The sequence below is a fragment of the Endozoicomonas sp. genome, assembly GCF_965196975.1.
GTDB lineage: Bacteria > Pseudomonadota > Gammaproteobacteria > Pseudomonadales > Endozoicomonadaceae > Endozoicomonas.
On record NZ_OZ239981.1, the window covers coordinates 4762715 to 4787096 of the forward strand.

The window sequence follows — 24382 nt, forward strand, 5'->3', positions numbered from 1 at the left end:
CCTGTTTTTTTTAGATAATGCCGTATCGTAATTTATTATAGTGTTTTTGCGCTACAGCTATTCATATTGAGGTTGTATCAAAGCGTATCAAATGCAAGGTTATTAGTCGGTTGCGCCAATACCAAGATCTTCCGGACGGCCAAGCCAGAAGGCACCGACTTCCTTAAGCTGGTAGCTGGCCACTTTGTTTTTCACAAACGGCATGTCGGCCAGAATCGCTTTTGCTGCTTCGGGAGATGTTGCTCGAACAAAAAATGCGACAGTTCCAACTCGCTGACCTTCCTGATCGGTTGGCTTGGGATCAATATAAACATTTTCAATTTTACCCGCTTTCCAGAGCTTGAGTAGACTGCCCGCTTGCTCTGAAAGCAGTTTGTCAAATTTCTTTCGGTTGGTAATGGACTTGGTGTCCCATGTCACCAGGTAAAAATTATTAAAGCTGGCGGCTTTGGGCGTTTTCTCTGAAAGGTCTTCCGCATGACTTGTCTGGACAAACAGCATCAGGGCTACCAGTAACGGAGCCAGTGCATAACAGAATGTTCTGATAGAGAGGGACATTCTACACATCAAAGGGGTCATGGTTAGGATCACTCTTTAGCGTGGACAGTGCGCATTGCTGACTTCTGGCCATTTTCAACTCCTGTTCCAGTTCGGCCTCAGAAGCTGCAGTAAACAGCATTTCCTGACCTTCTGTATCGACCAGCCTGAGTTTTTGTGATTCTCTGGTCAGAATGAACACGTTACTGTGGTCTGCGTGGTTCTTCAGCTCCCAAGAGTGTGCTCTTCGGCGTATCTTACCTTCCACCTTGTACAGTTGGCAGTTACTGTCAAACACCAGAAGAGAGAAGGCGTTAGGTCGATTAAGTTTGAGCCCACCATAGGGCTTTTCAGGGTCTCTGTTTTCAAGTATCCAGAACCCTTCTGGCTCTCCTACCTTACTAGCCTCTACTGCAGCAACAGCACCGGTAATCAGAAAACTGGAAAGAAGCAGGGATGCTCTACGGCTGGCGATCAGCATAAAAGGGCACTTCCACTTACATTAAATGGAAGGAAAGTATAGACGGGTAAATTAAAGACGTTAGTTCTGATAGCCTGTCGAAGCAAACCATGGACAGGCCATACAGAGGGAATGATTAACCTGACTTATGAGCAATTTTATCAAGAGCTGCCGGGTACTTGGCGTCAATGTCTTCATTTGAGCCAACGCTTAAGCCAAGATCCCGCACGAGACCGTCTTTCAAACCATAAACCCAGCTGTTTACGGTCAGTTTCTGGCCACGATCCCAGGCGTCCTGAACGATGGTTGTCTGGCACACGTTCAGCACCTGCTCAAGAACGTTAAGCTCACACATTCTCTGGAACTGCTCATCATCACTGCCGGCATTCTCAAGTAGGTCAGTGTGCTTCTTTTTAACGTCCTGAACGTGCCTCAGCCAGTTATCGATCAATCCCAGCTTTGAGTTGTTCATGGCTTCGCGCACACCGCCGCAACCGTAATGCCCTGTCACAATAATGTGCTCCACCTTCAGGTAGTCAACAGCGTATTGAAGCACGGACAGGCAGTTCAGGTCGGTATGGACCACCACATTAGCAACGTTTCGGTGTACAAAAAGTTCGCCCGGAAGGAGGCCAACGATTTCGTTGGCAGGTACCCGGCTATCTGCACATCCGATCCAGAGGTACTTGGGCGCCTGCTGTTCAGAGAGTTTTTCAAAAAAACCGGGCTTTTCTTCACGAATGGACTTGGACCACTGGTTATTGTTTTCGAGGAGGTTTTCCAAACTAGACATAGTTTCCAGATCCATATTCCTGTTCCATAACTGGAGAACGTTATAGCAACTCCACTTCGGCAAGACCAGCACTCTAATGTAAGAGGTTTGTAACCGGGAAATGAGTCAGATGATGACTTGGTAGCGTGCCAGATTGGTGCAGACCCTGTGACCTGCCTGATGTAGCTGCACCCTCATTGCTATCTCTGATTGCTTTTTACTCTCTGAAAACAGGTAAGGTATTTGTCAGTCAGAATAAGCTAATGCTTTTAAATTCAGTTGGTTATCAGATTTTCTGTTATCTGGCACGTTTTCTGCTGACTCCCTGGCAGTACATCTCTGTGCGTTGGCTGATACCGGAAAAGAGTGATGCCTGATTACGGTTACTCCAGCTCAACGTAGAGAGGCCGGTTATACGGGGGAGGGGAATAATGACGTGGTTTAAGCCTTTTAAGAAGGCATCGGTTCAGCAGGTTTCCAGGTTAAGCAAGGTTGCTGCCATCAGTGCGGTCATGGGGGTGAGTGCTGTTACCGGGCAAGCCAGTGTCAGGGCAGATGTTGAACTTGGCTATCCGGAAAAAGAAGAACTGACCATTGGCTTTATCAAGCTGACGGATATGGCGCCCATTGCCATTGCTTATGAGAAGGGCTTTTTTGAAGATGAAGGGCTCTACGTCACGATTGAAGCTCAGGCAAACTGGAAAGTGCTGCTTGATGGTGTGATTGATGGGCGTCTTGATGGTGCCCATATGCTGGCTGGACAGCCTCTGGCTGCCACCATGGGCTTTGGTACCAAAGCCAATATCATTACGCCATTCTCCATGGATCTGAATGGTAACGGGATTACGGTTTCCAATGAAATCTGGGATCAAATGAAGCCCAATATTCCCAAGATGGCCGATGGCCGACCTCAGCACCCGATTAAAGCGGATGCCCTGAAACCGGTGGTTGAAAAATACCAGTCTGAAGGGAAGCCGTTTAATATGGGTATGGTTTTTCCAGTCTCTACCCACAATTATGAACTTCGCTACTGGCTGGCAGCAGGAGGTATTCACCCCGGATTTTATGCACCACATAAAGGGGATACGTCTGGGCAGATAGATGCCGATGCCCTTTTATCCGTCACTCCACCACCACAGATGCCATCCACGATGGAGGCTGGCACCATCTATGGCTACTGCGTGGGCGAACCCTGGAACCAGCAGGCGGTCTTCAAGAACATTGGTGTGCCTGTGGTGACCGATTATGAGATCTGGAAAAACAATCCCGAGAAGGTGTTTGGGATTACCGAGGAGTTCTATAAAAAGTACCCCAATACCACCATCCGTCTGACACGAGCCCTGATTCGCGCAGCTCAATGGCTGGATGCCAATGATAATGCCAATCGACCTGAGGCAGTCAAAATCCTTTCGCAATCCAACTATGTTGGTGCTGACTACGAAGTCATCGCAAATAGCATGACAGGTACCTTTGAGTATGAGAAAGGCGACAAACGACCTGTAGAAGATTTCAATGTCTTCTTCCGCTACAACGCTACCTACCCATATTACTCGGATGCAATCTGGTATCTCACCCAGATGCGTCGCTGGGGACAGATTTCAGAAGACAAGAGCGATGAGTGGTACAAGGCGCTGGCTGCCAAGGTGTACCGTCCGGACATCTATGAAAAAGCGGCACTGTCTCTGGTGGATGAAGCACTGGTCAAGCTGCAAGACTTCCCGGACTTCGAGTCAGAAGATGGTTTCCGTGACCCACAGACCCACTTTATCGATAACCTGGTCTACAACGGCAAAAAACCAAACGACTACATCAATCAGTTCACCATCGGTCTGAAGCAGGGTGACAGGATTTGATCCTGTTGCCTTTCTTAAAGAGAAAGTGAAGGAGAGTGGATTATGACCGATGCCACGGTTGTCAGTCAGCCAGTGAATGGTGAACAAAGCAAGTCATCGTCACTGTCTTTTCTTGCCGGGCTGAGCGCGAAAGGCGCGATGAATTCCGGGAAGGTGTTCAGCACGGTACTGATGCCCATTATCGGTATCGTTGCGTTCCTACTGATCTGGTCTGGAGCTGCCCGGAATATTGATACCTCGTTGGGCAAATTTCCCGGACCTACCGTTGTATGGGAGCAGTTTGGCTCTCTCTACCAGGAGCATATAACCGAGCGGGAAAAGGCAGAAGCATTCTATGAGCGGCAGGAGAAACGTAATGCTGCCCGCGTTGCCAAAGATCCTGACTACGTTCCGAAAATACGGGCCTATACCGGCAAGGAAACCTTTCTCGATCAGATCGCTACCAGCCTGGTAACTGTGATGAGTGGGTTTCTGCTGGCGGCTCTAATTGCGATACCTCTTGGCATTGCCATTGGCCTTAATAAAACACTGAATGCGGCGGTGAATCCGATCATTCAGATATTCAAACCGGTTTCTCCCCTGGCTTGGCTGCCGCTGGTGACCATGGTTGTCAGTGCTCTATATATCAGCCCTGATCCCCTGGTAGCCAAGTCTTTTTTAAATTCGATGATCATCGTCATGCTTTGCTGTCTCTGGCCAATGGTGATTAATACCTCAGTCGGTGTGTCTTCACTGGACCGTGATTTGGTAAACGTCAGTCGTGTGTTGCGACTGCCTGCACTGAAACACGTTCAGAAAATTGTTCTACCTGCATCGGTGCCCATGATTTTTACCGGTATGCGACTCTCCCTTGGGGTGGCTTGGATGGTGCTGATTGCTGCAGAAATGCTGGCTCAGAATCCGGGGCTGGGTAAGTTCGTCTGGGATGAGTTTCAGAATGGGAGTTCCAACTCTCTGGCGCGCATTATGGTTGCCGTCATCGTGATTGGTGTGATTGGTTTTGGCCTTGATCGAACCATGCTGCAGATTCAACGGTTTGTCTCCTGGGATAAATCAAAGGTCAGTCATTAATAAAGGGAACCCAATTCATGAGTACACTGCTGGATATCAGTCATATCGATATGGTCTTTGATACACCGAAAGGCCCTTTTACCGCCCTCAAAGGTGTTGACCTGAAAATAGCCAAAGGGGAGTTTGTCTCTCTGATTGGTCACTCGGGGTGTGGAAAGTCAACGGTGTTGAATATCGTGGCGGGGCTTCTGCAGGCCAGCAGTGGTGGCGTGATTTTAAACGGTCGGGAGGTTTCCGAGCCTGGTCCTGATCGAGCAGTGGTGTTTCAGAATCATTCTCTCCTTCCCTGGTTGACGGCTTATCAGAATGTTGAGCTGGCGGTGAAACAGGTATTTGGTCGTTCAAAAAACAAGACAGAGACCAAAGAGTGGATTGAGCATAATCTTCAGCTGGTGCATATGGATCACGCCATGCATAAGCGCCCGGATGAGATCAGTGGTGGTATGAAACAGAGGGTGGGAATTGCCCGGGCACTGGCCATGCAGCCGGAAATTCTGTTAATGGATGAACCGTTTGGTGCTCTGGATGCCCTCACCCGGGCTCATATGCAGGACTCTCTGATGGAAATCCAGCAGGAGCTGAATAACACCGTGATCATGATCACTCATGATGTGGATGAGGCTGTTCTGTTATCTGACCGTATCGTGATGATGAGCAATGGTCCCGCCGCCACGGTGGGAGAGATTCTTGAGATCAATCTGGAGAGACCACGCGATCGACTGGAGCTGGCACAGGATTCGGAATATACACAACTGCGCTCAGAAGTTTTGAAGTTCCTTTATGAGAAACAAAGGAAGGTTGAACCCATTGTTAAACCCAGAACCAAGAAAAAGGTGAAGGATAGCAGGCAGCATGAAGCCGCATAAATTGCATGAGTTTTTACCTGATTAGAGGCTCACTTTTTAAGGTATTCGTTAAGATCATCAATAGCTTTTTGTAAGTCCTGCTCTTGCTGAAATCTTACTTCAGACTGAGTCGAAGCATGGCCTTGCATCGAAGGGCCTGCATCAAGAGGTAGCTGCTGACATTTGTCAGGCAATGATGCCCCCTCTTCAGGTGTTGCCAATCTTTGGTTTGGTTGAACAAAGTGTGGGGTTGTACTGAAAGGGTTCGCCATCCACTTGCTTGAGTTGCTGAGTTTACCCGTTTCGTACTCTGCGATTGATGAAGGGTGAGGTCTGTCCTTTTTGGTGTTTACTTGTACAGCTGGGTTTTGTCCTAGTTGTTCGAAGAATGCACGTCTGTCTGTAAATGTTTTCTGCTCAGGATGCTCTTCTTTTGACTGCTCAGGCTTATTATAAACAGCTATTTTAACAGATGTTACATCCTTTGGATGAATGAGGTGTTTGTTATCTGTGTAATCAGGAATCTTCCTTTCGGATGTTTCCGCCCGCATGCTCCGATTTAGAGCTCGTACTTCTGTTTCGCTCTCTGTATCTAGTGGGTATGTTTTAGGTTTTTCAGCGGAAACAGCAGGTGGTGGTGGGGATGATGATCTTTCCATGGAACAACCTTTTCAAGGAAGGTTAAAGAAGTTATCCATTGAAGAGACATCAACCATTGGGTTGGGTTCATACTGTTTATAGAATAATTGTAACTATTCAGCACCCTTCATATAAATCTGGAATTTTCTGATTTTTCGACCATCATCTTATACTCAATTTTTCTAACAAATCTCCAGTATGGAACCAGACTTCCCAGCTACTCCGTTTACCGAAGCTCTCCTTAAAGAGAATGAAGAGCTTCGGACCGAGAATGCGCTTTTACGGGAACGTTGCAGCGAACTGGAAGAAAGGGTTAATAAAAACAGTCAAAACAGTAGTAAGCCACCATCGTCAGATGGTTATCAAAAGCCCAGTAAAAAAGGGAGTGATAAAGGTGATACATCTTCCAAAGAAGCCCCCTGCTCCTCACAGGAAACACCGAACCCCAAAAGCCTTAGACCATCTTCAGGCAATAAACCAGGTGGCCAGAAAGGTCATCAAGGCTCTTGTTTGAGACGTGTCGCCTTACCCGATTATGTCAGGCATCTGAAGGTTGAAAAATGTTGCTGTTGCCAGTCTTCGCTTATCGATATTAAACCCACCAAATACATTGAGCGACAGGTTTTTGATCCAGGTAGACCCGGAGAATTTGAAGTTACCGCGTACTGGGCAGACGTTAAAGTATGTCCTTGTGGTAAACGGAACACCGCTGAGTTTCCCCAAGGAGTGAAAGCCGCTGCTCAATACGGAGAAGTGACTCAGGCAATGGCTGTTCATTTAAACCAGTATCACTTCATCCCATATCACCGGGTGTCTGAGTATTTCAATACTATTTATTGCATGAGTGTCAGCGCAGGCTCTGTTGCCAATTTTGTTGCCTATACCCATGAGAACCTGGCCTCTACTGAGCAGAGTATCCGCGATGCTTTACAAGAAAGTCCGGTTGCAGGAGCGGATGAAACTGGCATGCGGGTTGACGGTTCACTGTGGTGGTTACACATTATGCGAGATGACCAATGGACGCTTTACTACCTCTCAGAAAGGCGAGGTTGTGAAGCAATGGATGCAATGGGCATCCTGCTGACTTTTGCAGGCATTCTGGTTCACGATCATTGGAAGTCCTACTTTGCCTATGCGGCAGTGCATGTGCTTTGTAATGCCCATCATCTGAGAGAGCTTCAGGGAGTTGTCGATAGGGATGCGAATAAGCTGGCTCTGCGGCTGATGAAATTGCTTACGCTCTCCTGGCACTTCTGCAAGAAATACAAAGCAGCCGGTCTGACTCAAATGCCTGGTGCAATACAGCTTCGCATTGAGACGATATACGACCAAATCCTTCAAAGGGCTCTCACGAAGGAAACCGCTTATATGGAAAAACAACGACAGGTGCTTGGACGTAAGAAGGTCAGGAATACCAAGGCCTACAACCTGTTCAAAAGGCTTATTGAGTTTAAGGTTGAAACGTTGCGCTTCATGTCGGACTTTTCAATTCCCTTCGATAACAATGGCAGTGAACGTGATGCCAGGATGGCCAAACTTAAGCAGAAGATCTCAGGCTGCTTCAGAAGCGAAGACGGAGGTACCATGTTTACCCGAATCCGAAGCTATTTATCATCTGCTAAAAAGCAGGGGTTGAACATATTTCAGGCGCTTCTTAAAGCGGTTCGAAATTACAACAATACGCCTTTGCTGGGTGCTGAATAGTTACGAATAATTTTTGCTAAATTGCCTGAAGCTATTAACGACTTTCGTTAATAGCTTCAGGCAGAGACTACCTATAGAGGTTTACTTGATCTCGTAATTCGATAGCTGCATTTCTTGCTGCCTCGGCAAAGTCATCGTCATCACTGGCATAAATAATGCCACGGGATGAGTTCACGATAATTCCCTTGCCTTCGCTGTTGAGGCCATTTTTTACGGTTGCTTCAACATCACCACCTTGAGCACCAAGACCTGGCACCAGAAACGTCATGTCTCCGGTAATTTCCCGAATACGCTTTAACTCCGTTGGGTTTGTTGCACCAACAACCAGCAGGATGTTGTTATTCTGATTCCACTGCTCCTGACACATCTTAGCAATGACTTCATACAGCATGGCTGGCTCACCACTGTCCTGTTGGACCGACAGGTTCTGAATAGCTGCTGCACCAGGGTTTGAGGTACGGCAAAGAACTACAGTTCCTTTATCCGCATAGCTTGAGAATGGCTCTATAGTATCAATTCCCATGTAGGGGTTGACGGTGACCGCATCGGCCTTATAACGCTCAAAGGCTTCAATGGCGTACTGGCTGGCAGTACTACCAATATCACCACGTTTCGAGTCGAGAATAACCGGGATATCAGGGTATTGAGTACGAATGTAATCAATCGTCATGGCCAGCTGATCTTCTGCACCACAGGCATGGTAATAGGCAGCCTGAGGCTTATAAGCGCAAACCAGATCAGCAGTAGCATCAATAATGGCTTTATTGAATTCAAAGATAGGCTTTTCCATCACCTGAATCGATGCAGGAAAGCGCTCGGGTGAAGGATCAAGGCCTACGCACAACAGAGAGTTATTTTTCTCCATGGCAGCCTGAACCCGATCAAGAAACCCCATTTTTAACCTCAGCGTTATGTAAAAAGTGCTGAGCGGGGAGTCTAGCAGTATCCGTTATCTTTTACATGCTTTGGGAGCGCCGTTGTTGATCGGCCAGGTAAGGCTATTCCACATAAACCCGATAACAGTGAGAACTACCGACACATTGTTTAGGGCAACGGATGTTTGCGACCATCAAGGTAAATCGTGATGATAAGAAGGCCTATCGGTTATGGGTTCTAATGGTATTTTTGTTGTCAGGCTGTATATCGCAGGAAAAAGGTACTGTCATTCTGACTCAGGCCGTCGATTTGGCTCCTGATCAACACGACACCATCAACAGGCATTATGCAGAGCTGGTGGATATTCAAGACAACATAACCAGAGCTTATAAGCTTGGGCCGTATACACAGATGTATATCCTTAGAAAAACGGATCGCTTAGGCAGCACCACCCCTATCTTCAATTATTTACTGAAGGTCGCCGGTGCAAGGGTCCATTTAAACTATTCACTATTCGTATCAACTGATCATAAAGCTGATGAGCAGTTAGCTATTTCAGGCTTGCTGGCTCATGAACTGGCTCATGCGCAGCACTATCAGAAAATGTCGTTACTGGAACTTCTACAGCTGGGGTTAAGGTATCGCTCTTATGAGAGCAGACTATCAAGCAGTAAATGGGCTGACTGGGTTAGAAGCTATGAGCGGTTTACTGATCTTCAAGCGATTGCCCATGGGTATGGTAAGCCCTTAATTGAGCAGAAAAGAAAAACCCGGCTTTATCTCCAGAATACAAAGGATTCCGGAGATCAGGAGTATCAGTTCAGTGCATACCTGACGGAGGAAGAGATCGCATCATTGAGTGCGGATGCTGATCTTTTTCGTACTCGTTTGGAGCAAGAGCTTACCGTTTTAAAGTGGCCCGTATTCAGAGCGATCGTACAAGGATTTCCATCAGAGAGAATTATAGAATAGCGCTCTTTACTATTTTATGAGTAATGAAAGCTTAATAAATTTAGGCAAGGTTGTCTCTTAATTTCATTTTATAGCCTTCGTTCCTTAATAAATCTAATGACAACTCGAACGAATAGGAACGATCAAGCCCAGCCCCCGATTGGTCTAGCTCATCTAAAGTTATAGTTTCTGGTACTTGTGATCCGTAATCTTGTATATGACTAGCTTGCACTTTCCTAATTTTTCTTAATTCCATATCTCTTCTTACTGGTGAAAAAACTCGTTCATTGTAAGGGGGAGAATTATAGTCACTAACTAATGCCTGTTTTAAATCCAGCTTCGTGCAGTTTAATGGCAGGCCAAGACCAATAAATTTTTCATTACCGGGAGTTGCGTCTGAACACACAACATTCCAGGAGCCACTGTCACCAGAAAGGTCTCTATATCTGTAACTAGGGTGGTTTGTAAAGTGGTAACATTGTCCAGCAATAAATCCTTGATCCTGCCTTATATCATACGGCTTGAAAAAAGCAGATACAGGATCAAATGCGTTATTTAGCGTTGTGGTTAGACGAAAGCTTCCGGTTGGAAAAAATGTATCAAATTGGGCTTTTCCCCAAACATCGCTCATAACACGATATGCAGCAAAATGGATTAACTGGCCACAGCTCATAAAGCAGAAGTTTGACGGCCATTCATCCAATATCTGACTGGGAGAGTAGGCGTTGGAGTTCAGTGTATAGCAGGTATGTCTTGTTGTGTTCCCTCTATATGGAAAGTCTACTACTGTACGGTCCATCATTTTTTCTGGTTTTGCCTGATCGACTGAAGCATTATTAGTATTGAGCACAGTAGGTGGGTAGCCATAGACAAAACTTTCCTCTTTAAAGAAGAATTCAAGTCTAGGATTTTGTTCTGCCTGCTCTAGGAAGTCGAAGTACTCATTGCCATAATAAAACCCCCTTTTTAAACAGGGGGAAGCGTCCTCCCTGTTTTCTCCTGTACTTATGTAGTTCGTAACTATTCAGCACCCTTCATATAAATCTGGAATTTTCTGATTTTTCGACCATCATCTTATACTCAATTTTTCTAACAAATCTCCAGTATGGAACCAGACTTCCCAGCTACTCCGTTTACCGAAGCTCTCCTTAAAGAGAATGAAGAGCTTCGGACCGAGAATGCGCTTTTACGGGAACGTTGCAGCGAACTGGAAGAAAGGGTTAATAAAAACAGTCAAAACAGTAGTAAGCCACCATCGTCAGATGGTTATCAAAAGCCCAGTAAAAAAGGGAGTGATAAAGGTGATACATCTTCCAAAGAAGCCCCCTGCTCCTCACAGGAAACACCGAACCCCAAAAGCCTTAGACCATCTTCAGGCAATAAACCAGGTGGCCAGAAAGGTCATCAAGGCTCTTGTTTGAGACGTGTCGCCTTACCCGATTATGTCAGGCATCTGAAGGTTGAAAAATGTTGCTGTTGCCAGTCTTCGCTTATCGATATTAAACCCACCAAATACATTGAGCGACAGGTTTTTGATCCAGGTAGACCCGGAGAATTTGAAGTTACCGCGTACTGGGCAGACGTTAAAGTATGTCCTTGTGGTAAACGGAACACCGCTGAGTTTCCCCAAGGAGTGAAAGCCGCTGCTCAATACGGAGAAGTGACTCAGGCAATGGCTGTTCATTTAAACCAGTATCACTTCATCCCATATCACCGGGTGTCTGAGTATTTCAATACTATTTATTGCATGAGTGTCAGCGCAGGCTCTGTTGCCAATTTTGTTGCCTATACCCATGAGAACCTGGCCTCTACTGAGCAGAGTATCCGCGATGCTTTACAAGAAAGTCCGGTTGCAGGAGCGGATGAAACTGGCATGCGGGTTGACGGTTCACTGTGGTGGTTACACATTATGCGAGATGACCAATGGACGCTTTACTACCTCTCAGAAAGGCGAGGTTGTGAAGCAATGGATGCAATGGGCATCCTGCTGACTTTTGCAGGCATTCTGGTTCACGATCATTGGAAGTCCTACTTTGCCTATGCGGCAGTGCATGTGCTTTGTAATGCCCATCATCTGAGAGAGCTTCAGGGAGTTGTCGATAGGGATGCGAATAAGCTGGCTCTGCGGCTGATGAAATTGCTTACGCTCTCCTGGCACTTCTGCAAGAAATACAAAGCAGCCGGTCTGACTCAAATGCCTGGTGCAATACAGCTTCGCATTGAGACGATATACGACCAAATCCTTCAAAGGGCTCTCACGAAGGAAACCGCTTATATGGAAAAACAACGACAGGTGCTTGGACGTAAGAAGGTCAGGAATACCAAGGCCTACAACCTGTTCAAAAGGCTACGCCATGTGCGACTTTTAGGTTTGCATAAGGAGACATGACTGATCCTGCTTTCTGCTATTAAAAGCAGTAGAAAGCAAAGAAGGTTTCAGTCATGCCCGTTGAAGAGTTTATCACTACAGTCTACTGCTTGATCGACGATTTGGTAAAAGAGCTTTTTCCTGTACCACTGCGACTTCGAGGGTTTCCACCAAAGCTCACTGATAGTGAAGCGATCACCATGGAAGTTGTCGGTGAATGGCTTGGGCATCATAAGGACACTGAGATTTGGAAGTATTTTACCCGACACTGGCGACACCTGTTTCCTGACATTCCTTCACGCTCGGCATTTGTCAAACAGGCCGCCAACTTATGGCATGTGAAACAACGACTGCAAATTCGTATAGTCCAGATGATGCATGCAGATAATGCAGATATCCATTTAATCGATGGTTTTCCGATTGATGTTGTCGTCAGAACCCGTGCACCACAGAGCCGTATCTTTAAAGCTGAGGCTGGTTATGGTTACTGCGCTTCCAAGGACAAGAAGTTCTATGGCTTTCAGGGGCATTTGCTGGTTGAAGCACGAGGGATTCCTGTGGGTTTTACTCTGACCGCAGCGAACGTAGATGAGCGTGATGCAGCCTATGACATGCTCGAGACCATTTCTGGCCTCTTGCTTGGCGATAAGGGCTATATAAGGCCTGAGTTTAAAGCTGATTGTCAGGAATTAGGTATTGATCTTCAGACGCCACTGAGAAAAAACATGCAAGATGAACGTCCGAAGTCGTTTGTAAAGCTGGTATTACGGGTACGACGGAGAATAGAAACAGTGATAGGTCAATTGACAGAGCGCTTTGAAATAGAAAAGTGCCATTGTCGAGATAGATGGCATATGACATCACGTATCGCTCGGAAGTTACTGGCACATAATATTGGTTCTTATCTGAATATAATTGCTGGTCGTCCTGCAATACAGTTTGAGAACCTTATTTCCGAAGATTAAAAAACGGAAAGCAAATAATTGCGTGATTTTGAAGATACAACTTGGACTTACCATCATGCTAGCCCGGATATTTCATAAACGTGCTCCCGTTCTCGCTTGTCCTTTGCCGCCCTAGGGGAGTTTTGCTCGGTCGACCGTACTCCCCGGTACGGCACTCCCTCACAAAATCCCTTAGGGCGACAAAGTCCTGCCCGAGATTCGGGGCAGTTTATGAAATATCCGGGCTAGTAATTTGAGATAGTTTCAGACAAAGTCGCACATCGCGTAAAGGCTTATTGAGTTTAAGGTTGAAACGTTGCGCTTCATGTCGGACTTTTCAATTCCCTTCGATAACAATGGCAGTGAACGTGATGCCAGGATGGCCAAACTTAAGCAGAAGATCTCAGGCTGCTTCAGAAGCGAAGACGGAGGTACCATGTTTACCCGAATCCGAAGCTATTTATCATCTGCTAAAAAGCAGGGGTTGAACATATTTCAGGCGCTTCTTAAAGCGGTTCGAAATTACAACAATACGCCTTTGCTGGGTGCTGAATAGTTACTGTAGTTCTTAATAATAGCAACTCTATTATTATGATCACTACACATCTCTTCCATGTAGTGAATGAGCCGCTCATTCAGATCTTTCTGATCCTTGATGGGGGAAAGCTCTGCGTTTAACTCGGGTTGAGGTAAGTGGGTTTTGGCTAGTTCTTCCGGGGGTACTATTTTTACTCTCATTCTTCCTGAAAGCGCCTCTTCAGTACCTTGGGAGGCCGGCAAGAGTTCTGCACCTGGTTTATACGCTGCCGATGATGCTAAAGCAGGGTTCACTATGAACAACTCCTGATATTTTTTAAATAATTACGATTTATTCAAAAGAAAAGGTATGTGTGAGTAAAATTTTATCTACAGCGAAGAATCCAACAGTTTTAAAAAGTCGATCTTAAAGTCCTATGGACTATATCAGGGGCACGTAGTTCCTGAATTAGTTGCATAAATATTGTTTTTTTGAACATATGATTAAGGTATCTCCTGCTTTGTGTGGGAAGGCTTGAAGCAGGAGATCATTACTACTGGTGAGTATTAGAGGAAAAGAAGGCTCAGCCCATCTTCACATGCTTTGGGTGTTCCCTTACCCGCTTAAGCCAGGCCATGATAAAAGGAAAGTCAGTCAGGCCATATCCTCCCTCTGGAGCAACGTGCGTATAGCCGTAAAGGCAGATATCGGCAATGGTCATCTGATCACCAACCAGCCAGTCATTGTGCTCCAGGTGAGTTTCCATAACCTGCAGTGCCTTGTAACCGCTGGCCTTCTTTGCCTGAAGTGTTGCTTCATGTTTCTTGGGCCTGCCCAGGTACTTCACGATAAACCGGGCTGTAGCGATATATGGCTCGTGGCTGTATTGCTCAAAAAACTGCCACTGGAGAACTTTTGCCCTTAGGAAAGGGTCTGAAGGCAGGTAGTCTGTGCCGTCAGCCAGGTAGTTCAGGATGGCATTGGATTCCCACAGGTAATTCCCATCTGGCAACTCCATGACAGGAATCTTACCGTTGGGGTTCATGGCCAGGAACTCATCAGTATGCGTTCCACCACCAAGGATATTGATGTGTTCCCACTCGCAGTCAATATTCAGGTGGCTCATCAGCAGTTTAATTTTATAGCAGTTGCCGGACTGGGCGTCTCCGTAAACTTTGTACACAGGCTTCCTCCTGTTTGCCAAAATTTAATCCGACATTCGTACTCTTTCTTTAAAGACGACGCAAGTACATTTTATGGTTGGCTGAGATGAGAAAGAGGAAGCTCTTGGGGTTATTGTTGTATATATAGACGACGTATTTTTTATATTAAGTGAGCATTTAGATTCATCCACCGATAGAATGAGTGCTTTTGAAAGACGTACTGGGGTTTATGGTAATGGTTGATAGCGATGACTTGATGGATGGTGAGGCGGTTATTGAAATAGTTGAAAACCAGCTGGCAGAAAATAACCCCCCAAGAGTAAAAGAGACGTTGATGCGGCTGATGCTGGAAGGTGTTGATAGGGAGGAGGCGGTTCAGTACATTGCATGTGCTCTCTGTGTAGAGCTGGTGGATGTGGTCAATCATCAGGCGGCATTCAATGTACAGAGGTACAATAATAATCTGGATGCTTTGCCAGAAATGCCGTGGGCTGAAGACCTTTAAAAAAAGCACTGCCCTTTTTAAACATCAGCTATTTTTGTCTCTTCCTGATTCTAATTAATGAGCCGTATCGGTTAATCCAGCACAAAAAACAGGGTTGTTGCCTGAGAGTTTGAGGCTATTTTGCAATATACGGCTCTTGCTTTACTTTTTTTGGAAAAGAACGGTGAGACAAAATGCAGAATATCCTGCTGTTTAGCCTGTGCTCATTTGTATGGGGCTCAACCTGGTATGCCATTACCTTTCAGTTGGGTGACGTTGATCCGCTATGGTCTATCAGTTATCGCTTTCTTCTGGCTGGACTCATTTTAATGGCGATCTGCTTCCTGCAGCGGGTGCCTGTTCAATTCACGCCACGACAACACCTCAGAATATTTCTACAGGGTATTTGCTTTTGCGGTATTTCTTACTGGCTGGTGTATCTCAGTGAGCTCTATATTAACAGTGCACAGTCTGCGCTGGTGTGTACCAGCATGCTCTATCTCAATGTCATCATTGGTCACTTCTGGCTGGGGAACCCGGTCCGTTTGCCTGTAGTTATTGGTGGAATGCTTGGCTCTCTGGGAATCGTGATGGTCTTTCTGCCTGAGCTAGCGACTAGTCTGACCACTGATTTGATGAAGGGTATTACGATGGCATTTGTTGGCTGTATCTTTTTTTCAATTGGCAGTCTGATATGTGAAATCAATAAAAAAAGTGGGCTTCCTCTATTGCCTGTAGTAATGACAGCGATGATGTATAGCTCACTGTTTACTGCAGCTTTTGCTCTTTCCCTGGGAAAACTACCATCGTTCCAATGGAGCAAGCCTTATGTGTTTTCTCTGCTGTACCTTGCTTTGTTCGGGTCGATCATGGCAATGACCTCCTATGTTGCCCTGATTGGACGCATCGGTGCTGATCGCACAGCCTATGTAGATATTATTTATCCAATCATTGCTTTATTGTAACTATTCAGCACCCAGCAAAGGCGTATTGTTGTAATTTCGAACCGCTTTAAGAAGCGCCTGAAATATGTTCAACCCCTGCTTTTTAGCAGATGATAAATAGCTTCGGATTCGGGTAAACATGGTACCTCCGTCTTCGCTTCTGAAGCAGCCTGAGATCTTCTGCTTAAGTTTGGCCATCCTGGCATCACGTTCACTGCCATTGTTATCGAAGGGAATTGAAAAGTCCGACATGAAGCGCAACGTTTCAACCTTAAACTCAATAAGCCTTTTGAACAGGTTGTAGGCCTTGGTATTCCTGACCTTCTTACGTCCAAGCACCTGTCGTTGTTTTTCCATATAAGCGGTTTCCTTCGTGAGAGCCCTTTGAAGGATTTGGTCGTATATCGTCTCAATGCGAAGCTGTATTGCACCAGGCATTTGAGTCAGACCGGCTGCTTTGTATTTCTTGCAGAAGTGCCAGGAGAGCGTAAGCAATTTCATCAGCCGCAGAGCCAGCTTATTCGCATCCCTATCGACAACTCCCTGAAGCTCTCTCAGATGATGGGCATTACAAAGCACATGCACTGCCGCATAGGCAAAGTAGGACTTCCAATGATCGTGAACCAGAATGCCTGCAAAAGTCAGCAGGATGCCCATTGCATCCATTGCTTCACAACCTCGCCTTTCTGAGAGGTAGTAAAGCGTCCATTGGTCATCTCGCATAATGTGTAACCACCACAGTGAACCGTCAACCCGCATGCCAGTTTCATCCGCTCCTGCAACCGGACTTTCTTGTAAAGCATCGCGGATACTCTGCTCAGTAGAGGCCAGGTTCTCATGGGTATAGGCAACAAAATTGGCAACAGAGCCTGCGCTGACACTCATGCAATAAATAGTATTGAAATACTCAGACACCCGGTGATATGGGATGAAGTGATACTGGTTTAAATGAACAGCCATTGCCTGAGTCACTTCTCCGTATTGAGCAGCGGCTTTCACTCCTTGGGGAAACTCAGCGGTGTTCCGTTTACCACAAGGACATACTTTAACGTCTGCCCAGTACGCGGTAACTTCAAATTCTCCGGGTCTACCTGGATCAAAAACCTGTCGCTCAATGTATTTGGTGGGTTTAATATCGATAAGCGAAGACTGGCAACAGCAACATTTTTCAACCTTCAGATGCCTGACATAATCGGGTAAGGCGACACGTCTCAAACAAGAGCCTTGATGACCTTTCTGGCCACCTGGTTTATTGCCTGAAGATGGTCTAAGGCTTTTGGGGTTCGGTGTTTCCTGTGAGGAGCAGGGGGCTTCTTTGGAAGATGTATCACCTTTATCACTCCCTTTTTTACTGGGCTTTTGATAACCATCTGACGATGGTGGCTTACTACTGTTTTGACTGTTTTTATTAACCCTTTCTTCCAGTTCGCTGCAACGTTCCCGTAAAAGCGCATTCTCGGTCCGAAGCTCTTCATTCTCTTTAAGGAGAGCTTCGGTAAACGGAGTAGCTGGGAAGTCTGGTTCCATACTGGAGATTTGTTAGAAAAATTGAGTATAAGATGATGGTCGAAAAATCAGAAAATTCCAGATTTATATGAAGGGTGCTGAATAGTTACGCTTTATTTATTGCGACCATGTTTGAAGGCTATCAATGGACAACTCTGAGCTTATTGGGCGTTGTAGTCGTTCTTATTGGCAATTACATTGCTTTGGGAATAAAAAGTAGTAAAAGCTGTCTTAATGATTAGAACACTATTTCATTGTTAGTGTTGCAACCATTTAAACAGACAGAATGAATGAAAGGATCATATGGACTCCATACTATCGGGATTTACGGTATATCATCTTGAAAGTATCGATGACATGCTGGAAATAATAGGTGGCAATTTTAAGCATGATGATCAAAAAAAGACTTCACCACATGTACGCATGGTAGATGGTCTGCCCGAAGTAATGGTAAAAAATTCATCTCATGGAGCCAGTCATCACCAGTCAACCTCAATTGAGGAAAGGTCTGCTGTAATAATGTACAGCTCAGAAGATCTTTCAAATAATGCTGCTCTATCAATCAGTAGTGTTTGGCGTGCACTTCTTCCTTTTGCTACCGGCGGTAAGAGCCTTCGAGATATATTATCTAATCACCAACGCTTTTTCTCTGAAAGCAAGCCGGATTTTCCTGGGAAAAAATTGAACAGATTGCTCGATAGTGTTCATGTTGGACCAGGTGGAAAAGTAGAAACCCAAAAAGAATTTGATCAATTACTTGGTGAGTTATCCATTAAGAAATATAGATCAGAATCTGTGGTTGAGAATACTTGTAGCGTACTCTCTTGGTGTCTGGTAAGAATATTTCGTTTCTTTGATGGATCCAGAACTGGAGATTCGCAGGAAGTTTTAATGAGAAAGTTTTATCATATCTTTTTTAGTGTCTCAAAGTTACAGGCAAGGGGTGCTCTCTCTGAATGATTGAAACAATAGTGCTCTATTTTCACAGCTACTATGGGAACACCACTCATAATAGTTAACTGTCATGCCCGCTTCTGTTATTTCCAGCTCTACCAAAAGCATCGTTTTGCAAATTGAAGTTTCTATAGATTCAGGCAACATGCTGAATCTTGAAGATAGTTTACAGCGTGCACTCAATGAAGCCGGGCAGCTTGGAACAAAAGAGTTATTGGGGCTATTTGAATCACCCAATAAAGAACCTATCGTCGTTAATCAGCAGAAGTGGAACTACAAAGGAAAGGTTCTTAAGCACTATGAAACCTTATACGGTCGTATACCTTTGGAGCGCTCCGTATATCAGGGTGTCAGAGGTGGCAGTACTCTGGCAGCACTTGATCTTCGTGCCGGTATTATTGGTTCAGCTACCCCCAAATTTGCCAAGTCTATCGCCTGGAAATACAGCCAGATGCCAGCGCCTGCGGTAAAAGAAGATTTTGAGACCAACCATCAAAGGACGCTTTCAAATTCTTATATCAAGCATTTATCGGACAGAGTAGGTGCATTAATTGAAGACCAGCAAGACACTCACTACCACCTTCCTCCACTAAAAGAGCCTGTTGAAACAATAGCCATTGGTCTGGATGGAACCTGCATGCTGCTTTGTGAAGAAGGCTGGAGGGAAGCCATGTGTGGGACATTGAGCCTATATTCTGCAGATGGAGACAGGCTCCACACGATATATACAGCCAGTTCGCCAGAGTATGGTAAACAAAGCTTTATGAGCAAGCTCGACGAGGAGATTGCAGATCTAAAACGACTCTACCCAAATGCCACATACATCGGGGTAGCTGACGGGGCTAGAGAAAACTGGAGTTATTTGAAACAACATACCTCTGGGCAGATACTCGATTTTTATCATGCATCTGAATATTTAGCTGGAGCAGCGGAAGCACTGTTTCCAACCAGTAAGGCGAAGCGACACCAGTGGCTTGAAGACAGGCTACATAGTTTGAAAAACAAGCGTGGAGCAGCCAAAAAAATCCTTCAGGAAATTGAATCAGCCGAGCTCCCGAAAAAGACAATCGCACTGACAGAGAAGCGCTACAAAGCTGTGAGCTATTTTACAAACAATCACCAGTTAATGAATTATCATCAGGCGCTTAAACGCCATTGGCCAATAGGTTCAGGAGTTACTGAAGCGGCTTGTAAGACTCTGGTAAAGCAACGATTATGTGGTTCTGGAATGAGGTGGAAAGCAACAGGAGCGGAAGTGCTTTTGACAACAAGAGCACTGATCCAGAGTAAGGGGCGCTGGGAACAACTTTGGTCTGAGTTCATGACTGGAAAGGTTGAAGCTAACCTATGAGTCAGTTATCAAATTGAGAGAGCACCCCAGGCAAGAGTTTTAGAAGAACTCTCTTCTATGGATGACGATGGCTATAGAGCAGTAGCTGAGTTAGCTATTTCAGCAATTAATGAGTTAGCTGATCATGCTGATTTTCATATTTTTCAGTTTTTCATGTTGCCAATGATTAATCCAAATCGTTTGTCCAAAAGCCGGTTAAGTAGTATCAATCTATCAAAGATTGTGGAAAATTTTAGTGGTTTTATTTTTTTATTAGAACAAGTAATTGCTTTTAAAAAAAACAGGGATGATTTTTATTCTGTAATGGTAATGGTCGAGTTAATTGCCAGGTCACTATATCATGCTAAAGCTATATTCAGACGTATGAAACCAGATCAGCCTATAAGAGTTGATGATCAGGCTGATAGAGTTCTATGTCTTATGATAAGGCACTGTAAACTATTCTATAATGATGCCTTCAGGAGCTTAAGAGAACGTCATTCTACCCTTACAGGAAGAAACTTGCACCCTGACAGGGTGATGCTTGTTGGAGGTTATTATGATTACCCCCTGAGTCTCAGGGGGGGATTTATGTATCTGCACGAAGTATTTATAAAGAAACAGTTTGAGGGAGAAAGTGTTCAATTTTCTGATTTTTTCAGATTCTATCTACTGACTTCGGGAAGCTTCAGTTATGGGTCTCTTGATCAACAGGAAGTAAATAATAGAATTGTGCATATAAGCCTGTCGCAGCTGATCAAACTAATTGAAATCTGTGTTCATGATAAAACAGAACTATCTGTTTTAGAACGGGAAAAGCTATTGATTGAGCTTATCAACTACACAGATACTATTGCATTTAGAAAGCATGAGGATGGAATTAAAGAAGTTGCCTCTCGCCTTTTGTCAATTGCTAATCGGCCTGAGTGTGAAGAGCTTAAAAAATACATTCATATGTTGCTGATAAGGATAATGCCACCTGACCAGCAGTTACTTGGTGGTGTAGATTTCTCCAGTGCAAACTCGATGGTTATATCCGCTCGTTCAGGAGATTATTACTCCAGAACATTCTATATGCTCCATCTTATGGGGTTCAAATTGGACTTTGTAAAAGGATTTAGAGGGTGTGACGATGTATTGTTGCCAGATATAGCTATGAAACTTTTGACGTATAACGCCAGTCTTGAGATCAGACATTATCAAAAGTATTTATCTCATGAGTTAATTTCAAGTATGGTAAGTGAGTTTTTTCATAAAAAGGGGGGGTGCTCTCTCTGAATGATTGAAACAATAGTGCTCTATTTTCACAGCTACTATGGGAACACCACTCATAATAGTTAACTGTCATGCCCGCTTCTGTTATTTCCAGCTCTACCAAAAGCATCGTTTTGCAAATTGAAGTTTCTATAGATTCAGGCAACATGCTGAATCTTGAAGATAGTTTACAGCGTGCACTCAATGAAGCCGGGCAGCTTGGAACAAAAGAGTTATTGGGGCTATTTGAATCACCCAATAAAGAACCTATCGTCGTTAATCAGCAGAAGTGGAACTACAAAGGAAAGGTTCTTAAGCACTATGAAACCTTATACGGTCGTATACCTTTGGAGCGCTCCGTATATCAGGGTGTCAGAGGTGGCAGTACTCTGGCAGCACTTGATCTTCGTGCCGGTATTATTGGTTCAGCTACCCCCAAATTTGCCAAGTCTATCGCCTGGAAATACAGCCAGATGCCAGCGCCTGCGGTAAAAGAAGATTTTGAGACCAACCATCAAAGGACGCTTTCAAATTCTTATATCAAGCATTTATCGGACAGAGTAGGTGCATTAATTGAAGACCAGCAAGACACTCACTACCACCTTCCTCCACTAAAAGAGCCTGTTGAAACAATAGCCATTGGTCTGGATGGAACCTGCATGCTGCTTTGTGAAGAAGGCTGGAGGGAAGCCATGTGTGGGACATTGAGCCTATATTCTGCAGATGGAGACAGGCTCCACACGATATATACAGCCAGTTCGCCAGAGTATGGTAAACAAAGCTTTATGAGCAAGCTCGACGAGGAGATTGCAGATCTAAAACGACTCTACCCAAATGCCACATACATCGGGGTAGCTGACGGGGCTAGAGAAAACTGGAGTTATTTGAAACAACATACCTCTGGGCAGATACTCGATTTTTATCATGCATCTGAATATTTAGCTGGAGCAGCGGAAGCACTGTTTCCAACCAGTAAGGCGAAGCGACACCAGTGGCTTGAAGACAGGCTACATAGTTTGAAAAACAAGCGTGGAGCAGCCAAAAAAATCCTTCAGGAAATTGAATCAGCCGAGCTCCCGAAAAAGACAATCGCACTGACAGAGAAGCGCTACAAAGCTGTGAGCTATTTTACAAACAATCACCAGTTAATGAATTATCATCAGGCGCTTAAACGCCATTGGCCAATAGGTTCAGGAGTTACTGAAGCGGCTTGTAAGACTCTGGTAAAGCAACGATTATGTGGTTCTGGAATGAGGTGGAAAGCAACAGGAGCGGAAGTGCTTTTGACAACAAGAGCACTGATCCAGAGTAAGGGGCGCTGGGAACAACTTTGGTCTGAGTTCATGACTGGAAAGGTTGAAGCTAACCTATGAGTCAGTTATCAAATTGAGAGAGCACCCAAAAGGGGTGGGTTAGAAGGGAGTCTATCCTGGTCCTTTCCGCATTACTAATGGAAGCAGTTTATAACTATGATCGAATGAGTCCAACTGCTCAAATGGACAATAATATAAAGGATATCATAAAGCAAACGCGAGATAATGCTCTTTACCAGTCTGTCGTTGCTGCTGCCATTTATCTTTCTCATGGGGCAGAAAGAGCCTTGAAATTTATGGAGACCTGTCATCATACTTGTGACCGGTTGATTTGGATGAAAGGTTGGGTTCTCCAAGAGCAGAGAATGTTTTCTGATGCAATTGAAGTATTTCAAAGAATACCTGAATCGGGTGCTCTCTCTGAATGATTGAAACAATAGTGCTCTATTTTCACAGCTACTATGGGAACACCACTCATAATAGTTAACTGTCATGCCCGCTTCTGTTATTTCCAGCTCTACCAAAAGCATCGTTTTGCAAATTGAAGTTTCTATAGATTCAGGCAACATGCTGAATCTTGAAGATAGTTTACAGCGTGCACTCAATGAAGCCGGGCAGCTTGGAACAAAAGAGTTATTGGGGCTATTTGAATCACCCAATAAAGAACCTATCGTCGTTAATCAGCAGAAGTGGAACTACAAAGGAAAGGTTCTTAAGCACTATGAAACCTTATACGGTCGTATACCTTTGGAGCGCTCCGTATATCAGGGTGTCAGAGGTGGCAGTACTCTGGCAGCACTTGATCTTCGTGCCGGTATTATTGGTTCAGCTACCCCCAAATTTGCCAAGTCTATCGCCTGGAAATACAGCCAGATGCCAGCGCCTGCGGTAAAAGAAGATTTTGAGACCAACCATCAAAGGACGCTTTCAAATTCTTATATCAAGCATTTATCGGACAGAGTAGGTGCATTAATTGAAGACCAGCAAGACACTCACTACCACCTTCCTCCACTAAAAGAGCCTGTTGAAACAATAGCCATTGGTCTGGATGGAACCTGCATGCTGCTTTGTGAAGAAGGCTGGAGGGAAGCCATGTGTGGGACATTGAGCCTATATTCTGCAGATGGAGACAGGCTCCACACGATATATACAGCCAGTTCGCCAGAGTATGGTAAACAAAGCTTTATGAGCAAGCTCGACGAGGAGATTGCAGATCTAAAACGACTCTACCCAAATGCCACATACATCGGGGTAGCTGACGGGGCTAGAGAAAACTGGAGTTATTTGAAACAACATACCTCTGGGCAGATACTCGATTTTTATCATGCATCTGAATATTTAGCTGGAGCAGCGGAAGCACTGTTTCCAACCAGTAAGGCGAAGCGACACCAGTGGCTTGAAGACAGGCTACATAGTTTGAAAAACAAGCGTGGAGCAGCCAAAAAAATCCTTCAGGAAATTGAATCAGCCGAGCTCCCGAAAAAGACAATCGCACTGACAGAGAAGCGCTACAAAGCTGTGAGCTATTTTACAAACAATCACCAGTTAATGAATTATCATCAGGCGCTTAAACGCCATTGGCCAATAGGTTCAGGAGTTACTGAAGCGGCTTGTAAGACTCTGGTAAAGCAACGATTATGTGGTTCTGGAATGAGGTGGAAAGCAACAGGAGCGGAAGTGCTTTTGACAACAAGAGCACTGATCCAGAGTAAGGGGCGCTGGGAACAACTTTGGTCTGAGTTCATGACTGGAAAGGTTGAAGCTAACCTATGAGTCAGTTATCAAATTGAGAGAGCACCCGGCAAAATATACTTTTTGATCGTTTGGGCTGGTTACTTTTGAATAATGGTGATGTACTGCTCTCTGATCAGTCTGATAAATCCTGGTTAATTCTTCA

Annotated in this window: 24 protein-coding genes; 16 read left to right on the forward strand and 8 right to left on the reverse strand. The window is 45.0% G+C overall.

What is annotated here, in order from left to right; translation table 11 throughout:
- Nucleotides 1-102: 102 nt before the first annotated feature.
- The 3 genes from ACOCLE_RS21385 to can all read right to left on the reverse strand — a co-directional run bounded on the left by ACOCLE_RS21385 (nucleotide 103) and on the right by can (nucleotide 1790).
- Nucleotides 103-501, reverse strand: coding sequence for a hypothetical protein (locus tag ACOCLE_RS21385; RefSeq protein WP_419534156.1), 399 nt, complete (start codon nucleotides 499-501; stop codon nucleotides 103-105).
- Nucleotides 502-559: 58 nt separating this feature from the next.
- Entirely contained in the window at nucleotides 560-1018 is a 459-nt protein-coding gene (locus tag ACOCLE_RS21390; protein WP_419534157.1) for a hypothetical protein, read from the reverse strand.
- Between the two features lie 115 nt (nucleotides 1019-1133).
- Nucleotides 1134-1790 (reverse strand): carbonate dehydratase, encoded by a 657-nt coding sequence (gene can, locus ACOCLE_RS21395; RefSeq protein WP_419534158.1) that lies wholly within the window; start codon nucleotides 1788-1790, stop codon nucleotides 1134-1136.
- 491 nt (nucleotides 1791-2281) lie between these two features.
- On the opposite strand from can, the gene ACOCLE_RS21400 reads away from it, so the two are divergent.
- From ACOCLE_RS21400 to ACOCLE_RS21410, 3 genes are read left to right on the forward strand one after another with little or no spacing between them, the layout of a single operon-like run.
- Entirely contained in the window at nucleotides 2282-3622 is a 1341-nt protein-coding gene (locus ACOCLE_RS21400) for a CmpA/NrtA family ABC transporter substrate-binding protein (protein ID WP_419537249.1), read from the forward strand.
- 42 nt (nucleotides 3623-3664) lie between these two features.
- Nucleotides 3665-4693, forward strand: coding sequence for an ABC transporter permease (locus tag ACOCLE_RS21405; RefSeq protein ID WP_419534159.1), 1029 nt, complete (start codon nucleotides 3665-3667; stop codon nucleotides 4691-4693).
- 17 nt (nucleotides 4694-4710) lie between these two features.
- Nucleotides 4711-5559: an ABC transporter ATP-binding protein gene (locus ACOCLE_RS21410; RefSeq protein WP_419534160.1), complete on the forward strand. Its 849-nt coding sequence runs from the start codon at nucleotides 4711-4713 to the stop codon at nucleotides 5557-5559.
- 29 nt (nucleotides 5560-5588) lie between these two features.
- On the opposite strand, the gene ACOCLE_RS21415 is transcribed toward ACOCLE_RS21410, so the two are convergent.
- Nucleotides 5589-6197: a hypothetical protein gene (locus ACOCLE_RS21415; protein ID WP_419534161.1), complete on the reverse strand. Its 609-nt coding sequence runs from the start codon at nucleotides 6195-6197 to the stop codon at nucleotides 5589-5591.
- A gap of 178 nt (nucleotides 6198-6375) precedes the next feature.
- On the opposite strand from ACOCLE_RS21415, the gene tnpC (ACOCLE_RS21420) reads away from it, so the two are divergent.
- Nucleotides 6376-7881, forward strand: coding sequence for an IS66 family transposase (gene tnpC, locus ACOCLE_RS21420; RefSeq protein WP_419532963.1), 1506 nt, complete (start codon nucleotides 6376-6378; stop codon nucleotides 7879-7881).
- A 67-nt stretch (nucleotides 7882-7948) separates the two neighbouring features.
- Here the strand turns inward: tnpC (ACOCLE_RS21420) and pyrF are convergent, their stop codons facing one another.
- Nucleotides 7949-8776 (reverse strand): orotidine-5'-phosphate decarboxylase, encoded by an 828-nt coding sequence (gene pyrF, locus ACOCLE_RS21425; RefSeq protein WP_419534162.1) that lies wholly within the window; start codon nucleotides 8774-8776, stop codon nucleotides 7949-7951.
- A gap of 161 nt (nucleotides 8777-8937) precedes the next feature.
- On the opposite strand from pyrF, the gene ACOCLE_RS21430 reads away from it, so the two are divergent.
- Entirely contained in the window at nucleotides 8938-9729 is a 792-nt protein-coding gene (locus ACOCLE_RS21430) for a hypothetical protein (protein WP_419534163.1), read from the forward strand.
- A 40-nt stretch (nucleotides 9730-9769) separates the two neighbouring features.
- Here ACOCLE_RS21430 and ACOCLE_RS21435 read toward each other — a convergent pair whose 3' ends face one another.
- Nucleotides 9770-10510 carry a hypothetical protein gene (locus tag ACOCLE_RS21435; protein ID WP_419534164.1) on the reverse strand — a complete coding sequence of 247 codons (741 nt, stop codon included), beginning with the start codon at nucleotides 10508-10510 and terminating at the stop codon, nucleotides 9770-9772.
- Nucleotides 10511-10813: 303 nt separating this feature from the next.
- Here ACOCLE_RS21435 and ACOCLE_RS21440 point away from each other — a divergent pair, with 303 nt between their 5' ends.
- From ACOCLE_RS21440 to ACOCLE_RS21450, 3 genes are all read left to right on the forward strand, one after another.
- Nucleotides 10814-12097 carry an IS66 family transposase gene (locus ACOCLE_RS21440; protein ID WP_419534165.1) on the forward strand — a complete coding sequence of 428 codons (1284 nt, stop codon included), beginning with the start codon at nucleotides 10814-10816 and terminating at the stop codon, nucleotides 12095-12097.
- Between the two features lie 53 nt (nucleotides 12098-12150).
- Complete coding sequence (locus ACOCLE_RS21445) at nucleotides 12151-13041, forward strand: IS982 family transposase (protein ID WP_419533099.1); 891 nt, start codon at nucleotides 12151-12153, stop codon at nucleotides 13039-13041.
- A 304-nt stretch (nucleotides 13042-13345) separates the two neighbouring features.
- Nucleotides 13346-13576: an IS66 family transposase gene (locus ACOCLE_RS21450; RefSeq protein ID WP_419534166.1), complete on the forward strand. Its 231-nt coding sequence runs from the start codon at nucleotides 13346-13348 to the stop codon at nucleotides 13574-13576.
- 544 nt (nucleotides 13577-14120) lie between these two features.
- Here ACOCLE_RS21450 and ACOCLE_RS21455 read toward each other — a convergent pair.
- Nucleotides 14121-14720 carry a glutathione S-transferase family protein gene (locus ACOCLE_RS21455; RefSeq protein ID WP_419534167.1) on the reverse strand — a complete coding sequence of 200 codons (600 nt, stop codon included), beginning with the start codon at nucleotides 14718-14720 and terminating at the stop codon, nucleotides 14121-14123.
- Nucleotides 14721-14935: 215 nt separating this feature from the next.
- Between ACOCLE_RS21455 and ACOCLE_RS21460 the strand changes: the two genes are divergently transcribed.
- The gene (locus ACOCLE_RS21460; protein WP_419534168.1) at nucleotides 14936-15205 is read left to right on the forward strand and encodes a hypothetical protein; all 270 of its coding nucleotides are present in this window, start codon (nucleotides 14936-14938) and stop codon (nucleotides 15203-15205) included.
- Between the two features lie 173 nt (nucleotides 15206-15378).
- On the forward strand, nucleotides 15379-16149 hold the full coding sequence (locus tag ACOCLE_RS21465; RefSeq protein ID WP_419534169.1) for a DMT family transporter: 771 nt from the start codon (nucleotides 15379-15381) through the stop codon (nucleotides 16147-16149).
- Here the strand turns inward: ACOCLE_RS21465 and tnpC (ACOCLE_RS21470) are convergent, their stop codons facing one another.
- Nucleotides 16150-17655: an IS66 family transposase gene (gene tnpC, locus ACOCLE_RS21470; protein ID WP_419532963.1), complete on the reverse strand. Its 1506-nt coding sequence runs from the start codon at nucleotides 17653-17655 to the stop codon at nucleotides 16150-16152.
- A 282-nt stretch (nucleotides 17656-17937) separates the two neighbouring features.
- Here tnpC (ACOCLE_RS21470) and ACOCLE_RS21475 point away from each other — a divergent pair, with 282 nt between their 5' ends.
- The 6 genes from ACOCLE_RS21475 (at nucleotide 17938) to ACOCLE_RS21500 (ending at nucleotide 24258) form a co-directional block, all read left to right on the forward strand.
- Complete coding sequence (locus ACOCLE_RS21475) at nucleotides 17938-18594, forward strand: hypothetical protein (protein WP_419534170.1); 657 nt, start codon at nucleotides 17938-17940, stop codon at nucleotides 18592-18594.
- A 64-nt stretch (nucleotides 18595-18658) separates the two neighbouring features.
- A complete protein-coding gene (locus tag ACOCLE_RS21480) occupies nucleotides 18659-19939 on the forward strand; it encodes an ISKra4 family transposase (RefSeq protein WP_419532972.1) in 1281 nt (426 codons plus the stop codon).
- Between the two features lie 57 nt (nucleotides 19940-19996).
- Nucleotides 19997-21196, forward strand: coding sequence for a hypothetical protein (locus ACOCLE_RS21485; protein WP_419534171.1), 1200 nt, complete (start codon nucleotides 19997-19999; stop codon nucleotides 21194-21196).
- A 68-nt stretch (nucleotides 21197-21264) separates the two neighbouring features.
- Complete coding sequence (locus tag ACOCLE_RS21490) at nucleotides 21265-22545, forward strand: ISKra4 family transposase (protein WP_419532972.1); 1281 nt, start codon at nucleotides 21265-21267, stop codon at nucleotides 22543-22545.
- Between the two features lie 77 nt (nucleotides 22546-22622).
- Complete coding sequence (locus ACOCLE_RS21495) at nucleotides 22623-22913, forward strand: hypothetical protein (protein WP_419534172.1); 291 nt, start codon at nucleotides 22623-22625, stop codon at nucleotides 22911-22913.
- 64 nt (nucleotides 22914-22977) lie between these two features.
- Nucleotides 22978-24258, forward strand: coding sequence for an ISKra4 family transposase (locus ACOCLE_RS21500; RefSeq protein ID WP_419532972.1), 1281 nt, complete (start codon nucleotides 22978-22980; stop codon nucleotides 24256-24258).
- Nucleotides 24259-24382: the final 124 nt, after the last annotated feature.

What these genes read in the sequence shown, in the direction of transcription:
- ACOCLE_RS21410 (WP_419534160.1), top strand. Translation starts at nt 4,711, where the DNA reads ATGAGTACACTGCTGGATATCAGTCATATCGATATGGTCTTTGATACA.
- ACOCLE_RS21500 (WP_419532972.1), top strand. Translation starts at nt 22,978, where the DNA reads ATGCCCGCTTCTGTTATTTCCAGCTCTACCAAAAGCATCGTTTTGCAA.
- pyrF (WP_419534162.1), bottom strand. Translation starts at nt 8,776, where the DNA reads ATGGGGTTTCTTGATCGGGTTCAGGCTGCCATGGAGAAAAATAACTCT.
- ACOCLE_RS21465 (WP_419534169.1), top strand. Translation starts at nt 15,379, where the DNA reads ATGCAGAATATCCTGCTGTTTAGCCTGTGCTCATTTGTATGGGGCTCA.
- ACOCLE_RS21475 (WP_419534170.1), top strand. Translation starts at nt 17,938, where the DNA reads ATGGACTCCATACTATCGGGATTTACGGTATATCATCTTGAAAGTATC.
- ACOCLE_RS21485 (WP_419534171.1), top strand. Translation starts at nt 19,997, where the DNA reads ATGGATGACGATGGCTATAGAGCAGTAGCTGAGTTAGCTATTTCAGCA.
- ACOCLE_RS21390 (WP_419534157.1), bottom strand. Translation starts at nt 1,018, where the DNA reads ATGCTGATCGCCAGCCGTAGAGCATCCCTGCTTCTTTCCAGTTTTCTG.
- ACOCLE_RS21490 (WP_419532972.1), top strand. Translation starts at nt 21,265, where the DNA reads ATGCCCGCTTCTGTTATTTCCAGCTCTACCAAAAGCATCGTTTTGCAA.
- tnpC (WP_419532963.1), top strand. Translation starts at nt 6,376, where the DNA reads ATGGAACCAGACTTCCCAGCTACTCCGTTTACCGAAGCTCTCCTTAAA.
- ACOCLE_RS21480 (WP_419532972.1), top strand. Translation starts at nt 18,659, where the DNA reads ATGCCCGCTTCTGTTATTTCCAGCTCTACCAAAAGCATCGTTTTGCAA.
- ACOCLE_RS21435 (WP_419534164.1), bottom strand. Translation starts at nt 10,510, where the DNA reads ATGATGGACCGTACAGTAGTAGACTTTCCATATAGAGGGAACACAACA.
- can (WP_419534158.1), bottom strand. Translation starts at nt 1,790, where the DNA reads ATGTCTAGTTTGGAAAACCTCCTCGAAAACAATAACCAGTGGTCCAAG.
- ACOCLE_RS21460 (WP_419534168.1), top strand. Translation starts at nt 14,936, where the DNA reads ATGGTTGATAGCGATGACTTGATGGATGGTGAGGCGGTTATTGAAATA.
- ACOCLE_RS21405 (WP_419534159.1), top strand. Translation starts at nt 3,665, where the DNA reads ATGACCGATGCCACGGTTGTCAGTCAGCCAGTGAATGGTGAACAAAGC.
- ACOCLE_RS21495 (WP_419534172.1), top strand. Translation starts at nt 22,623, where the DNA reads ATGGAAGCAGTTTATAACTATGATCGAATGAGTCCAACTGCTCAAATG.
- ACOCLE_RS21430 (WP_419534163.1), top strand. Translation starts at nt 8,938, where the DNA reads ATGTTTGCGACCATCAAGGTAAATCGTGATGATAAGAAGGCCTATCGG.
- tnpC (WP_419532963.1), bottom strand. Translation starts at nt 17,655, where the DNA reads ATGGAACCAGACTTCCCAGCTACTCCGTTTACCGAAGCTCTCCTTAAA.
- ACOCLE_RS21385 (WP_419534156.1), bottom strand. Translation starts at nt 501, where the DNA reads ATGCTGTTTGTCCAGACAAGTCATGCGGAAGACCTTTCAGAGAAAACG.
- ACOCLE_RS21450 (WP_419534166.1), top strand. Translation starts at nt 13,346, where the DNA reads ATGTCGGACTTTTCAATTCCCTTCGATAACAATGGCAGTGAACGTGAT.
- ACOCLE_RS21415 (WP_419534161.1), bottom strand. Translation starts at nt 6,197, where the DNA reads ATGGAAAGATCATCATCCCCACCACCACCTGCTGTTTCCGCTGAAAAA.
- ACOCLE_RS21445 (WP_419533099.1), top strand. Translation starts at nt 12,151, where the DNA reads ATGCCCGTTGAAGAGTTTATCACTACAGTCTACTGCTTGATCGACGAT.
- ACOCLE_RS21440 (WP_419534165.1), top strand. Translation starts at nt 10,814, where the DNA reads ATGGAACCAGACTTCCCAGCTACTCCGTTTACCGAAGCTCTCCTTAAA.
- ACOCLE_RS21400 (WP_419537249.1), top strand. Translation starts at nt 2,282, where the DNA reads ATGGGGGTGAGTGCTGTTACCGGGCAAGCCAGTGTCAGGGCAGATGTT.